Raw genomic sequence first — 13,789 nt, forward strand, 5'->3', positions numbered from 1 at the left:
ATGCTGATATTTAAATATCAGCATCGTGATTTGATTTAAACCAATCTAAGTTAATATAACAATGAAATTAAAGAATACGCTTTAAACGTTCAATAACTTGTTCACACTGAGCAATATCGGCAACGAGCGCCATACGCACATGATTTTCACCTGGGTTACCTTGTTTTGTATCGCGAGATAAATAGCGCCCTGGTAAAACTTTAATATGCGCTTTTTCCATCAGCATGCGTGCGAATTGCTCGTCATTATCGACTTTTAACCAGTAATAAAACCCTGCATCTGGTTTTTGTAATGGCAATAAATGCCCAAGCTCAGACTGAAATAAATCAAATTTAGCACGGTAGAGTCTACGGTTTTCTTCAACGTGCTGCTCATCATTCCATGCAGAGATAGAGGCAATTTGATGTTGTACTGGCATTGCCGCACCATGATAGGTACGGTATTGCAAATACGGTTTGAGCAAACTTGCATCACCTGCAACAAAACCTGAACGCATGCCCGGCAGGTTTGAACGCTTAGACAACGAGTGGAAGACCACACAATTTTTGTAATCGTGACGACCGATTTCTGCACAAACTTCCAATAAACCCGTTGGTGCTTCATCAAACCAAAGCTCCGAATAACATTCATCTGAAGCGATTACAAAGCCATATTGGTCAGAGAGCGCAATTAACTTTTTAAATTGTTCTTTAGAAAGTACAGCACCTGTTGGGTTACCTGGTGTACAAACAAACAATAATGCAGTTTTTTCCCAAACTTCAGCAGGAACAGCATCGAAGTCGCCCAAATAACCATTTTCTTCAGTACAGTTAATGAAGTACGGTTTTGCGCCAGCCAAGATGGCTGCACCTTCATAAATTTGGTAAAACGGGTTTGGCATAACCACATATGGTGCATCTTCACGGCGTACCAAAGCTTGCACAAATGAAAATAAAGCTTCACGTGTCCCTGAAACAGGTAAAATTTCATGCTCTGCACTGATTTGTTGAAGCTTAAAACGCTGGGTCAGCCAGTGAGCGATACTTTGGCGTAACTCAGGCACACCTTTACTGTTCGGGTAGGTCGACAAATGTGCAAAATTGTCAATGATGGATTGTTTGACAAACTCAGGGGCAGGGTGCTTTGGTTCACCAATTGAAAGTGGAATCAGTGGTAAATCAGCAGGCTGAATGTCCTGAAAAAGACGATTCAGCTTTTCAAAAGGGTAAGGATGTAAAAGAGATAAACTCGAGTTCATTGGGTTAACTACCAAAATTAATGTTGCACAATCACTTGACTAGAGGCTTCATCTAAAGCCGCTTTGAGCTGTTGTGCTAAGGTTGAAGCTTCTGTATCCGACATCGGGATATTATTTTTCTTTGTCACAAAGAAAATATCTTCTGCACGTTCACCTAAAGTGGCAATTTTTGCAGAGTGAATGTCCAAGCCCTGCATCATAAACAAACCACCCACTCGCGCCAGTAGACCAGGCTGGTCAAGGGTTGAGATTTCCACCATGTTTTGGTTGAGTACAGGATTAAGACTAATATCGACCGTATTTTCAATATCAAAGTGACGTAACTGGCGTGGAATACGGCGTTGCATCAGACCAGGATATTTGTCTGAATGACTCAATGCATCTACCAGAGACTCCTTCACGTTGGTTTCACGTTCAGGATCGGTCAATAGTGTGCCAAAACGATCTAGGACAATATAGGTGTCGAGGCTAAATGCTTTGGTCGCTGTGATAATACGTGCATCTTGTACATCGAGATTCATACGGTCAAGAATGGCAACTGTCGTTGCAAACAGATTAGGTTTGTCTTGTGTATAAATAAAGATCTGAATGGCATCGGGTGCAGATTTACGATGTGCACGCAACTTGACCAATGGCGCTGGGTTTTCACCATGTTCCAAGATTGCACGGGTATGCCATGCAATATCTTCGGCAGATTCTTTCAGGAAGTAATCATCACCAAGTTCTTGCCACACCCGTTCTACATCTGTTAATGAAAATTCATTGACCAGTAGTTCACTTGCGGCAAACTTGGTGTCTTCAATCAGCATCTTATAGTCAACAGGGCGATCAAGCCCTAAGCGGATGACATCACGCGCCTGAGTATAAAGCTGACGCATCAGTGATGAACGCCATGTATTCCAGAGATTTGGATTGGTCGCGTTAATATCAGCAACGGTCAGGGTATATAAATAATCCAGATGCTCCATGTCACCTAATTTTTCAGCAAAATCTTTAATGACGGTTGGGTCTGAAATATCTTTTTTCTGTGCAGTCAGTGACATGAGCAAGTGGTTTTGGATTAACCATGCAATGAGTTTTCCTTCACGCTCGGTAAAACCGTGCATACGACAGAACTCGATTGCATCTTCAGCACCCAGTTCACTATGATCACCACCACGACCTTTGGCAATGTCATGGAATAATGCAGCAATCATGACAATGTCACGGCGTTGCAAACGCTGATATACTGAACTGACTACAGGGAACTGTTTGGCAAATTCAGGTTCTTTAAAGCGGCTGAGATTGCGCAGTAACAGTAAAGTATGTTGATCAACGGTGTAAATATGGAACAGATCATATTGCATCAGCCCCATAATGTGCCCAAACGCAGGTAAATAGTTACCTAAAATGCCATAGCGTTTCATTGCAGCCAGTGTTTCGTACAAACGTCCTGATGTACGAATAATTTCCATAAACAATGCCTGATGTTCAGGTTTATTACGGAACGTCTGGTCAATTCCTTTTGCAGCAAGTGTGAGCAAACGTAAGGTACGGGCGCGAATACCCTCAATTTCAGGGCGGGTCGCTAATAAATAGAAAATTTCTAGAATGGCACTTGGATTTTCAGCAAAGACCTTGTGGTGCTGCACCGCAATTTTATGATCGACCAGCTTAAAATGCGTATTGATCTGTTCGATTTCACGTTCATAATGTGGCAATCTTGGCGTGATGACTGATTCATTGAAATATGCCAATAAAATTTCATTGAGCGTTGAAACCTGTTGCGCAGTACGATAATAACGCCTCATGAACTGTTCGATTGGATAGTTCGGTGATTTACCTTCTTCACGTTCATAGCCAAACTTAGCGGCAATTTCACGTTGGTAGTCAAATAACAAACGGTTTTCATCGCGCTTGGTCAAACGGTGCAAATGATGGCGAATTTCCCAGTAAAAACTTTCAGCTTCTTCTAAAACTTTAAGCTCAAACTCTGAAATAAAGCCTAAATGTACCAAATCATAGACTCGATTGACTCGAAAGTGCCGCTTGGCAATCCAGCCAATTTGGTTCATATCACGAATGCCACCTGGAGCATTTTTAATATCTGGCTCTAAATTGCTTTCAGTATTGTTGTGTTGAGCATAACGTTTACTTTGTTCCTGCATTTTTGCATCGAAAAAAGTCTGATCTGTCCATGTTTCAGAAACAATACGGCGTGGCCATTTACTTAGCTGGACGTTGCCAATCAGTAGACGAGCTTCGATCAGCGTGGTGGCGATCGTCAAGTCATGACGAGCCTGATCGATACAACTAGCAATCGAACGAACACTTACCCCTGGTTTAAAATTACCCACATCCCAAAGTGATGCGATAAAACGAGACACCTGTTTTTCCTGTTCTTCCGTTAACTCATGCTCTGACAAAATCATGATATCAACATCAGAATATGGCAGCATTTCACGGCGACCATAACCACCGACAGCAAACAGACCCAATTCGCTCTGTTCTAGACCTGCATGCTTCCATAAAAAAGTCAGTGCTTCATCAATCATGTTAGAACGTGCCAGTACGATTTGACGAATGCTATAGCCTTCGGCAAAAAACTGTTCGAGTTGCTGTTCAACATCATTGCGCCATTGATTAATTGCGCGAATGTCTTGGTTATCTTTCACATAATCCAACAGGGGCAAGGTTTCAATCATGGTTTTTTGGCCTATGTGTCAAGTTTACTTTAATGGTTTTGTTGCACAGCTACGCTTTGTGCTGCCTGTTGTGCAATATCACGTGCCTGATCAGTGCTTTCTGCACGTGCAGTGACAACCCCCATGCGGCGGCGTTTAAAGCCTTCTGGTTTGCCAAAGAGGCGAAGGTCGGTATTTGGCTGAGCCAATACATTTTGTAAGTTACCAAAAGACAGGTTGGTATCATCAACCCCTGCGTAAATGACTGCACTTGCAGCAATGCTATGGCGAGTTGTGTTGACAGGCAAGCCTAAAATCGCGCGGGCATGTAGTTCAAACTCACTTTGGAACTGTGATGCCAAGGTCACTAGACCTGTGTCATGTGGGCGAGGTGAAACTTCACTAAACCACACTTGATCACCTTTGACAAATAACTCAACGCCGAAAATGCCACAACCACCCAAGGCTGTTGTTACTTTATCGGCAATTTGCTGAGAGGTTGCTAAGGCAACAGTAGACATTGGTTGAGGCTGCCAGCTTTCAACATAGTCACCCGAGTCTTGGCGGTGTCCAATTGGATCACAGAAATGCGTTTCAATAATGCCAGTTTCAGGATTTTTGGCACGGACAGTCAGTAGTGTAATTTCAAAATCAAAATCGATTTGTGATTCTACAATTACTTTACCCTGATTGACACGGCCTGCCTGCATTGCGTATTCCCATGCAGCATCGACTTCAGCAAAGCTTTTCACGCGTGACTGACCTTTACCTGATGACGACATGACAGGTTTTACAAAGTTTGGATAACCAATATCGTCACATGCGGCACGGAAACTTTCTAAAGAATCGGCAAAACGATAAGTTGAGGTTGGTAGACCTAACTCTTCAGCCGCTAAACGACGAATACCTTCACGGTTCATGGTCAGGTTTACGGCTTTCGCTGAAGGAATAATCGTGGTTTGTTGTTTTTGTTCAATCGCAACCAAGACTTCAGTTGCAATCGCTTCAATTTCAGGAACAATTAAATGTGGTTGAACTTGATCAATGAGTTGTTGTAGCTCTTGGGCATTTGCCATATTGAGCGTGTATGAGAAGTGTGCAACTTGCATGGCTGGTGCGTGGTCATATCGGTCTGCGGCATGTACTTCTACACCTAGGCGTTGCAAAGAGATGACGACTTCTTTACCCAGTTCACCAGAGCCTAAAAGCAACACTTTAAATGCTGAAGATTGAAGCGGAGTACCGATAGAGACGTGCATGCAATTCATCCTTATTTCAGGTGGACTTTTAGCATAACAGAACTCGGAGAGCTGTTATGCTGATCAGAGAATAAAAATCAAATTTTATTTAAAAATAAGCAAATGGACATGATTTATTTTATAGCACAGCAGGTAAATAAGTGTAGCTGATGCCATAAATCAGTGCAGCACACAAGGTTGCCAGTACCATACGCCGAGTTTTTACATAGAGCACAGTCAAGGTAATAAAACCTAAACTCATAGCAATGATTTTGTCGGGTGTGGCGATTAAGGGTGGTAAGGTCGCAACCATGAGCATGGCACTAATCGCCGAAATTCCAATACAACTTAAAGCAATTCTCAGCCAGACTGCGCCACGTCTTTGTTCGTGTTGCTGGTATTTTTGAATAAACCACAGCGGCATAAAGCGTGAGCTAAAGTTGGCAATTCCGACAATAATCCCAATCAGGATAATGGATAAATTCATAAATGATGCTCATCCTGCTGCTTCAAAATATAATGTTTAAACAGTCCTACACCAATCCCTGCCAATATTCCCAAGAAAATTGCCGCAGAGAGATTGATCAGATAACAAGCCAAACCCGCCACAATCAGCGTTACTGCAACGACCAGCGTATGACGTTTTTCAAAGGCAGCCAGTAAAAAGCTTAAAAACAGGGCAGGTAATAAGAAATCGAGAGAAGCCTGTAGAAATTTGGGAAGAAGATGCATTTGGTTAGCAAATAAGCCACCTAAAAAGCTGCCCAGCGCCCAAGAGAACCAGCTCGACAGACTTACGCCTAGCATCCATGATTCGCTCCAGTCCTGACGGCGCTGTGACAGTTGAATCATAGCGCGGGCAAATACTTCGTCAGTGAGTCCCCAACCCCAAATTGCAGTCTTTTTAAGATTCAGTTTTTGTTGAATAAGATGCTGTAAAGCAGGGCCATACAATACATGGCGAATATCTAAAGCAATCACGGTAATGGCTGCTAGCCAAATCGAAGAACCACTCGCAAGTAATGCGACCACCAAAAACTGGCTGGCTCCTGCATACATGGTGCAAGACAAAAATAAGGCTTCAAAGGCAGAAAACCCAAATTTGGTAGCAGAGACACCAAAAGCAAAAGAAACAGGCAAATAAGTCAGCATAATGGCTTGACTGTCTTTAAAACCTTGCCAAAAACTTGCATGAGATTGAGACATATTTTTCAGTTTGGGTGCATTGCACCAAAATATCTACTAAAATTCTAAAAATGTTATTGTAAATGAAATCATGCAGCTCAGCGCTGAAATATTTTGAATGAGGCAACCTTATGCTGTTGAAAAAACATCAAGTCGCTTATCTAATGACGGCATGCTTATGTTTAGGCTTGGAAGGTTGTGACCGATCTTCTTCGGAGAAGAAAGTAGAAATTAAACCCGCACCAAAACTCACCAATGATGCAACTACCTATGCACATAAAGCATGGGCACTGATCAATCAAGTTGAACCGATTGTTGAACAAAAGCAACTCACCAAAATTGAAACAGATGTTCGTAAACCCTTACGCGAGCTAGGTGTTGCGTGGCGGATCAATGTAAAAATGACGGACTCTGTGACTGAAGGTAAATATGCATTATGTCGTAAAGCCATGACTAGCCTAGATTCATGGGCAAGGGCAACAGCAAATCAGGATTCAGATATTGCGCAAACTTATGCAGACTACACACGTGATAAAGCCTTGTGTAAAGATGCGATTGATCACCCAAATCTAGGCAATACGCCAGCCAATTAAAATAAAAAAGCGGTATAAACCGCTTTTTTTATGTCTAAAGATTATGCTTTAGGTTTGTTTGTTGGTGCTGGAGTATTTGTCATTTTTTTCTCTGGTGCTTTAGCTGGTGCAGCTTTAGCAGGAGTTTTCTTATCAACTTTGTGTACTAGCACACATTTACCACCTTTATGTTTTGGGCCTGTACCACCTTGTAAAGTTGTACCTTTAGGGCAAGCCATAGCATTGGCACTTAAAACTGCAAAAGTTAAAGCAACAGCAGAAGTTAGAATTTTTTTCATCATGAACCTTTATCATTAATCTAGGTAAAATTACCTATACATCATCATACTGAATTTAATTGGTTAAATAATGTAGTGAATTTGAATCTTTTTTTTATTATTTTGATATACGTTTTTTTGATTAAGTTTTTAGTCAGAATATTGAGATTAAGTGGATATAAAAAAACTGGATATCAATCCAGTTTTTTTTGAATTATTGCTTACGGAACTTATGATCAATGACTGCCCACAGCGCAAAGGCGAGTGACACAACAAGTGCATATAAAAAGTATGCAGGTTTGAGATTTCCTGTAATAACGCCTTCAAATGTTAGCGTTAACATGAGTGCTAGCGTAGTAAAACAATACGTCAATGCTTGCTGATTATGTTTTACTGCATTGTTAATGAAGATTAGTTTGTTCATTGAAATCATCCTCACTTCTCCTGTCTATCACGACAAACACACTGTTTCAGTCAATTCTTACCGTTTTACTTTGAATTTTGGCTAAATTCAAGAGCTATTAACATTTTTTTGTTAAGGTAATATGACAAAAACAACTAAAAGTTATAGCCTAGTCACATTGTGTGAATTCCCAGAGTCACTCTGTAAACTACGGTAAAAATATAAGCAAAAAAAATGCCTGAATGAATCAGGCATTTTTTGAAAGTAATTAAATATCTGAAATTTAATTATCTTTAATTTAGTGTCGAGAAATTGCAAGAAACTTATCGATGACAAAGAACAGGCCAAAAATCGCAACAGATGGAATTAACCATGCCAGATTTTGTGCATCGAGTGGTAATTGTGACAAAAAGCCAGGTACAAGATTACTCAAGCTTGATGCTTTTAAGCCTTCAAAAACACCAAAAACCAGTGCAACAGCAGTCACAGGCATCACAATTAACGATGGACGATTGAAGAACTTCCATAAGAAACTCAGAAGAATGACAACAATTGCTGGCGGGTAAATTGCTGTGAGTACAGGAACTGAGAATGCAATCAGTTTGGTTAAACCCAAATTGGAAATCAACAGTGCAAATAGTACTAACACCAATACCAGTAATTTGTACGAAATTTTAGTCAGTTCATGGAAATATTCAGCACACGAACAGGTTAAACCAATCGCAGTCACTGTACAGGCAAGGAAAATCAAGACCGTTAAGAACAACGAGCCAATATCACCAAACGTATGCTGTACATAGGCGTGTAGGATTTCCGCGCCGTTGGTTGCCGTAGTGATAAATGCATAGCTTTGCAAACCAAGGCGGAATAAGCATAAATACAAAATTGTTAAACCAACGCCAGCCATAATACTTGCAATAATTGCGTAGCGCATGATCAGCTTTTTGTCAGATACACCACGAGACTGAATTGCTTGTACAATGACGATACCGAAGACCAGAGCGCCAAGCGTATCCATGGTTAAGTAACCATTTACCAGACCTTCAGACATCGGTTGCTGAATATAGTTATGTACTGCTGGTGGTGAGACTAAAATCGGGAAGACCAGCGTTGCGATACATAAAATTGCCAAAGCAACAATTTTGAGTGGTGCAAGCACATGCCCAATCGTATCGAGCAATTTGTTTGGGTACAGTGAAATAATGCCAACAATGGTGAAATAAATGCAGCTATAAATAAATAGATGCATTGGAGAATTACCAAAGTAAGAGGAGAAACCGATTTCATAAGAAACGGTTGCAGTACGGGGAGTTGCAAATAAAGGGCCCACAGCTAAATAACAGACTATGGTCAACAATAAACTTGAAAAACGACCTAAAGGAGCACTAAGCGTTTCAATAGATCCTTCTACACGAGAAAGCGCCATAATTGTTAAAACAGGTAACCCAACCGCAGTAATCAAAAAGCCTGCTGCTGCAAGCCAGACATGCTCACCAGCTTGCTGAGCAACAATGGGAGGAAAGATAATATTGCCTGCACCAATAAATAGTGCAAAGGTCATAAAACCTAAAGCAATAATATCTCTTATATTCAGCTTATTCATAAAAACAGGGAGGATGTTGAAACAAAGCGATAGATTCTAGTGCAAAAAAAAACTTTTTAAAATCCTTATGCTCTTAAATAAAGCATGATTATTTTTTATAAATTCAAATTTAAGAGATTTAAACTTTCTAAGTTTGATTTATTTACCTATTTTTCAATTTTATTAAAATATATATTTTATGTTTTATTTATTAAAATATATATTATTTATCAAATACTTAAAAATAACAAAAAGTAAATTTTTTATTTAAGCACTTGCAGTTCTATACGATGAGGATTATTTTTGAAATATTTACTATGTAAAATAGCCTAAGTATTTCAATCTATTCGTTTCAGATTTGAAATGAAATAAAGGATCCATTCTATGCGTGCCACAAAAGTTGTCATTAAAACCGAACAAGAAATCGAGAAATTAAGAATTTCTGGGCGGCTCGCTGCAGAAGTTTTGGCAATGATTGGTGAGCAGGTTAAACCTGGAGTAACAACTGAATATCTAGATGATTTATGCCATGACTTTATTGTAAATACACTCAAAGTGATTCCTGCCAATATTGGGTACTATGGTTATACAAAAACTACCTGTATTTCACCCAATGAAGTTGTTTGCCACGGCATTCCATCTAAAAAGGTCGTGTTGAAAGAAGGGGACATCATTAATATCGATGTTGCAATTATTAAAGATGGTTTTTATGGTGACACTAGCCGTATGTATTATGTGGGGCAGGTTTCACCACAAGCACAAAAACTGGTTGAAACGACTTATGCAGCAATGGTTGCAGGAATTCACGCCGTTAAACCTGATGCAACTTTAGGTGATATTGGTCATGCGATTCAAACATTGGCTGAAACATCAGGTTATAGCATCGTGCGTGAATACTGTGGTCATGGTATTGGGCGAGTCTATCATGAGCAGCCAAATGTGCTGCATTTTGGGCAAAAAGGTCAGGGCCTAAAGCTTAAAAAGGGCATGGTGTTTACCATTGAACCCATGGTAAACATGGGTAAACCTCAAGTAAAAGAACTTAATGATGGTTGGACCGTTATTACCAAAGATCATTCACTTTCCGCACAATGGGAACATATGGTTGCTGTCACTGATGATGGTTTCGAATTATTAACACCGTGGCCAGAAGGCACTGGAACTTATCCAGCAATTTAATTTTGAGGTGAAGCAATGCAGTATCAAGTTGAAAATATGTACTTTACGAGTTGTGGCGAGCGACTTGCAGCAGATGTTTATTTTCCACAAGAAATCGCATTGCCGCCCGTTATTATTATGGCAAATGGTTTTGCCTGTGAACGTAAATTCAGTTTACCTGATGTTGCAGAGCGTTTTGCAGAGCAAGGTTTCGCCGTTATTTTATTTGATTATCGGTGTTTTGGTGAAAGTACAGGTCAGCCACGCGAGTTAGTTTCACCCAAGCATCATTTGCAAGACTGGAAAAATGTAGTTGAACAAGTTAAATCTTGGTCAAATGTAAATCAGGAGCAATTGTTTTTATGGGGAGTTTCGCTTAGTGGAGGTCATGTTATGACTCTTGCAGCAGAAATTCCAAATATTAAAGCGATTATTGCGCTTGTTCCACATGTCGATGGGCTGGCAAGTGCTTGGTTATATCCCAAAAAATTCCTTCCTCAGGCACTAAAATTGGCTTTACAAGATCTTTGGGCCGCACGCTTTGGACGTGTAGTAGGAATCCCTGTCGTCTCTAAAGAGGGTATTTGTTGTTTGGCAGGAGAGGGGTGTTATGATGCCTTTATGGAGAGTGTTCCTGAAAACTCAACATGGGAAAACTGTGTTCCTGCAAGAATTTTATTAGAAATCAATACGTATCGCCCAACACATATTGCAAAAAAAATTAAGTGTCCAACTCTAATGATTGCTGCGCAGGATGATTGGCTTATTCCGATTACTGCGACGCGAAAAGCTGCTCATAAAATTCAAAATGTTCAGTTTATTGAATGGCCAATGACACATTTTGATATTGTACATAAACAAAGTGCCATCTTTGAGCAGTCTATTCAGACCCAACTGCAATTTTTAAAGCATCAGCTTCAAACCTAAATCTTTAAAGTGCTTAAATAGCCTAAGTAAATTAAAAAGCTTAAACCACCATGGAAATTTAAAACGAATAAATTGATGTGTTTATTGACTGTTATTTTTATAAATGAATCAAAATAGCCTAAGTAATACTAAAAGAAAAAAATAGCACAATCAAAAAGTCTAAAAAATAAAAAACGCAGAAAAATCTGCGCTTTTTAAAATCAAATCAAACTAAAACAAGTTCAGATTATAAGCCTGCTTCATAATCTTGAGCAGAAAGTAATTTTTCTACATCAGCCATATTGTCAGGTTTAATTTTATACATCCAGCCTGCACCATATGGATCGTTATTGACTGATTCTGGTTCATCTTCTAATGAAGTATTTACTTCAACAACTGTGCCAGCAATAGGGGAATAGATGTCTGAAGCAGTTTTTACAGACTCTACAACGCCAGCTTGCTCACCAGCATCTAAGTGACGATCAACTTCTGGAACTTCAATGTAAACTAAGTCACCTAAAGCATCTTGTGCATGGTCAGTAATACCTGTAACAACTAAATCGCCTTCAATTTTTGCCCATTCATGCGTTGCTACATATTTTAAATCATTCGGGTGGTTCATAATGACTCCATCATTAAAATCAACTATTGCAGTGAGTTATACCTGTTTTTCTTAAAAAACAAAAGTAAAAATGCTTAGTCTACTAAGAAGCCGCCAGTTTGCCTTTGCCAAAGCTGAGCATAAATTCCATGAAGCTCCAATAATTCATTATGTGAGCCTTGTTCAACAATTTTTCCTTGATCCAGTACAACGATTCTATCCATTTTAGCGATAGTTGATAGGCGGTGAGCAATTGCAATTACTGTTTTTCCTGCCATAAGGTCATTTAAACTCGACTGAATAGCAGCTTCAACTTCAGAATCTAGAGCGCTAGTGGCTTCATCTAAAATTAAAATAGGCGCATCTTTTAGAAATACTCGCGCTATTGCGATACGTTGGCGCTGTCCACCTGAAAGTTTTACACCACGTTCACCGACATAAGCATTTAAACCTTTTTGCCCACGAACATCGGATAAAGTGTCAATAAACTCTTTAACTTTCGCTTTTTCAATTGCGTAATTAAATTGTTCATCAGAAGCATCATTACGTCCATAACGGATATTTTCCGCGACTGTGCGATGTAACAACGATGTATCCTGTGTCACAAGCGCAATATGCTGGCGTAAACTGTCTTGTGTCACGTGTGCAATGTTTTGCCCGTCAATTTCAATCGAACCTTGCTGAATATCATAAAAATGTAGTAAAAGCTGGATTAGTGTTGATTTTCCTGCCCCCGAACGTCCAACAATACCAATTTTCTCACCAGGTTTGATGCTCAAATTAAAATGATCAATGACATTGCGATGCTGATTATAGGCAAAGCAAACATCTTTAAATTCAATTTTTCCACCCTGATTGAGTTGTAATGGTTGGGCATTTGGCTGGTCGGTAATTGAAACAGGTTGAGCAAGGGTGTTTTTACCGTCTTGAATCGTACCAATGTTTTCAAACAGCATAGAAATTTGCCACATGACAAATTCACTTAAACTATTGAGTTTTAAAATCATGGCTGTTGTTGCTGCAATAATTCCCAGTGCAACTTGTCCAAGTGTCCATAAATAAAGGGCTGTGCCGAGTACACCAATAAATAGTACAGCGCTTAATAACTTCAAACTTAACTCAAATAAAGTTGCAAGCCGCATTTGCGTATAAACAGTCACCATGAATTCCTGCATGGATGTTTTGGCGTAGTGGTTTTCACGCTGTGTATGTGCAAATAGTTTGACGGTTTGAATATTGGTGTAAGCATCAGTAATACGCCCCGTCATGACGGCACGGGCATCCGCTTGTTTTTTAGAAATCTGGATCATGCGTGGTACGAAAAAAATCGCTGAACTGATAAATAAAGCCAACCATACAAATAATGGAATGAGCAAACTAGGCGCAACACTGCCAAGCATTAAACTGATTGAAATAAAATAAATCAGCACATAGGCGATAATGTCACCTAAAATCACCCAAAATTCACGTACTGCAAGTGCTGTTTGCATAATTTTAGCAGCCAACCGCCCAGAAAATTCATTAGAGAAAAAGTCCAGACTTTGCTGCATCATCAAATTATGAAAACGCCATCTGAGACGCATGGGGAATGAGCTAAATAGAATTTGATGGCGGATAATGGATTGCATGGTTGCAAAGATAATATTGGCCACCAAAATAGCGACCAGCATGAGTAATTGCTGGGCATGTTGACTTAGAAATGTGTTGGGATGGCTTTGGTTCAGCCAATCAACCAAATGTCCGATTTGTGAAAAAAATAACGCTTCAAAGCTGGCGGTGGCAGCAGTTAGTAGCACCAAAATAATTAAATAATGCTTTAACCCTTCGGCACATTGCCAAACAAATGGAAAAAAATCTTTAGGCAATGGTTTGTTTAAATTTTCGGAAGGATAGGGATCTACTCGTCGTTCAAACCATTTTAATAACATACATTTTCTCCAAAACTATAGGTGTATTAAAACCGAAA

13 protein-coding genes are annotated in these 13,789 nt (G+C 39.7%); 3 read left to right on the top strand and 10 right to left on the bottom strand.

Annotated features, from left to right (window positions below; genetic code table 11):
- Positions 1–67 precede the first annotated feature (67 nt).
- From dapC to P255_RS06105, 5 genes are all read right to left on the bottom strand, one after another.
- The gene (dapC, locus tag P255_RS06085; protein ID WP_004901570.1) at positions 68–1,237 is read right to left on the bottom strand and encodes a succinyldiaminopimelate transaminase; all 1,170 of its coding nucleotides are present in this window, start codon (positions 1,235–1,237) and stop codon (positions 68–70) included.
- 17 nt (positions 1,238–1,254) lie between these two features.
- Positions 1,255–3,921, bottom strand: coding sequence for a [protein-PII] uridylyltransferase (glnD, locus tag P255_RS06090; RefSeq protein WP_004901572.1), 2,667 nt, complete (start codon positions 3,919–3,921; stop codon positions 1,255–1,257).
- A 29-nt stretch (positions 3,922–3,950) separates the two neighbouring features.
- Positions 3,951–5,159, bottom strand: a complete 1,209-nt coding sequence (gene purT / locus P255_RS06095; protein ID WP_004901573.1) for a formate-dependent phosphoribosylglycinamide formyltransferase — start codon at positions 5,157–5,159, stop codon at positions 3,951–3,953.
- Between the two features lie 118 nt (positions 5,160–5,277).
- A complete protein-coding gene (ygaH, locus tag P255_RS06100; protein WP_004901574.1) occupies positions 5,278–5,625 on the bottom strand; it encodes an L-valine transporter subunit YgaH in 348 nt (115 codons plus the stop codon).
- Entirely contained in the window at positions 5,622–6,344 is a 723-nt protein-coding gene (locus tag P255_RS06105; RefSeq protein ID WP_004901575.1) for an AzlC family ABC transporter permease, read from the bottom strand. The genes ygaH and P255_RS06105 overlap by 4 nt, the downstream gene beginning before the upstream one ends.
- Before the next feature lie 110 nt (positions 6,345–6,454).
- Here P255_RS06105 and P255_RS06110 point away from each other — a divergent pair, with 110 nt between their 5' ends.
- Positions 6,455–6,916: a hypothetical protein gene (locus tag P255_RS06110; protein WP_004901576.1), complete on the top strand. Its 462-nt coding sequence runs from the start codon at positions 6,455–6,457 to the stop codon at positions 6,914–6,916.
- Between the two features lie 41 nt (positions 6,917–6,957).
- Here the strand turns inward: P255_RS06110 and P255_RS06115 are convergent, their stop codons facing one another.
- The 3 genes from P255_RS06115 to brnQ all read right to left on the bottom strand — a co-directional run bounded on the left by P255_RS06115 (position 6,958) and on the right by brnQ (position 9,179).
- The gene (locus P255_RS06115; RefSeq protein ID WP_228127512.1) at positions 6,958–7,197 is read right to left on the bottom strand and encodes a hypothetical protein; all 240 of its coding nucleotides are present in this window, start codon (positions 7,195–7,197) and stop codon (positions 6,958–6,960) included.
- A 190-nt stretch (positions 7,198–7,387) separates the two neighbouring features.
- Positions 7,388–7,606: a hypothetical protein gene (locus P255_RS06120; RefSeq protein ID WP_004901580.1), complete on the bottom strand. Its 219-nt coding sequence runs from the start codon at positions 7,604–7,606 to the stop codon at positions 7,388–7,390.
- A gap of 268 nt (positions 7,607–7,874) precedes the next feature.
- On the bottom strand, positions 7,875–9,179 hold the full coding sequence (gene brnQ, locus P255_RS06125; RefSeq protein WP_004901583.1) for a branched-chain amino acid transport system II carrier protein: 1,305 nt from the start codon (positions 9,177–9,179) through the stop codon (positions 7,875–7,877).
- A gap of 363 nt (positions 9,180–9,542) precedes the next feature.
- On the opposite strand from brnQ, the gene map reads away from it, so the two are divergent.
- Positions 9,543–10,337 carry a type I methionyl aminopeptidase gene (map, locus tag P255_RS06130; protein WP_004901587.1) on the top strand — a complete coding sequence of 265 codons (795 nt, stop codon included), beginning with the start codon at positions 9,543–9,545 and terminating at the stop codon, positions 10,335–10,337.
- 15 nt (positions 10,338–10,352) lie between these two features.
- Positions 10,353–11,243, top strand: a complete 891-nt coding sequence (locus P255_RS06135) for an alpha/beta hydrolase (RefSeq protein ID WP_004901589.1) — start codon at positions 10,353–10,355, stop codon at positions 11,241–11,243.
- Positions 11,244–11,469: 226 nt separating this feature from the next.
- Here P255_RS06135 and gcvH read toward each other — a convergent pair whose 3' ends face one another.
- Positions 11,470–11,844 carry a glycine cleavage system protein GcvH gene (gcvH, locus tag P255_RS06140; RefSeq protein WP_004901591.1) on the bottom strand — a complete coding sequence of 125 codons (375 nt, stop codon included), beginning with the start codon at positions 11,842–11,844 and terminating at the stop codon, positions 11,470–11,472.
- A 74-nt stretch (positions 11,845–11,918) separates the two neighbouring features.
- Complete coding sequence (locus P255_RS06145; RefSeq protein WP_004901593.1) at positions 11,919–13,751, bottom strand: ABC transporter ATP-binding protein; 1,833 nt, start codon at positions 13,749–13,751, stop codon at positions 11,919–11,921.
- Between the last annotated feature and the right edge of the window lie 38 nt (positions 13,752–13,789).

The organism is Acinetobacter brisouii CIP 110357 (genome assembly GCF_000488275.1).
Lineage (GTDB): Bacteria > Pseudomonadota > Gammaproteobacteria > Pseudomonadales > Moraxellaceae > Acinetobacter > Acinetobacter brisouii.

Excerpts from the sequence above, each read along its gene's own strand:
- P255_RS06145 (WP_004901593.1), bottom strand. The coding sequence starts at position 13,751 with ATGTTATTAAAATGGTTTGAACGACGAGTAGATCCCTATCCTTCCGAA.
- brnQ (WP_004901583.1), bottom strand. The coding sequence starts at position 9,179 with ATGAATAAGCTGAATATAAGAGATATTATTGCTTTAGGTTTTATGACC.
- map (WP_004901587.1), top strand. The coding sequence starts at position 9,543 with ATGCGTGCCACAAAAGTTGTCATTAAAACCGAACAAGAAATCGAGAAA.
- ygaH (WP_004901574.1), bottom strand. The coding sequence starts at position 5,625 with ATGAATTTATCCATTATCCTGATTGGGATTATTGTCGGAATTGCCAAC.
- dapC (WP_004901570.1), bottom strand. The coding sequence starts at position 1,237 with ATGAACTCGAGTTTATCTCTTTTACATCCTTACCCTTTTGAAAAGCTG.
- gcvH (WP_004901591.1), bottom strand. The coding sequence starts at position 11,844 with ATGAACCACCCGAATGATTTAAAATATGTAGCAACGCATGAATGGGCA.
- P255_RS06120 (WP_004901580.1), bottom strand. The coding sequence starts at position 7,606 with ATGATTTCAATGAACAAACTAATCTTCATTAACAATGCAGTAAAACAT.
- purT (WP_004901573.1), bottom strand. The coding sequence starts at position 5,159 with ATGCACGTCTCTATCGGTACTCCGCTTCAATCTTCAGCATTTAAAGTG.
- P255_RS06135 (WP_004901589.1), top strand. The coding sequence starts at position 10,353 with ATGCAGTATCAAGTTGAAAATATGTACTTTACGAGTTGTGGCGAGCGA.
- P255_RS06115 (WP_228127512.1), bottom strand. The coding sequence starts at position 7,197 with ATGATGAAAAAAATTCTAACTTCTGCTGTTGCTTTAACTTTTGCAGTT.
- P255_RS06105 (WP_004901575.1), bottom strand. The coding sequence starts at position 6,344 with ATGTCTCAATCTCATGCAAGTTTTTGGCAAGGTTTTAAAGACAGTCAA.
- glnD (WP_004901572.1), bottom strand. The coding sequence starts at position 3,921 with ATGATTGAAACCTTGCCCCTGTTGGATTATGTGAAAGATAACCAAGAC.
- P255_RS06110 (WP_004901576.1), top strand. The coding sequence starts at position 6,455 with ATGCTGTTGAAAAAACATCAAGTCGCTTATCTAATGACGGCATGCTTA.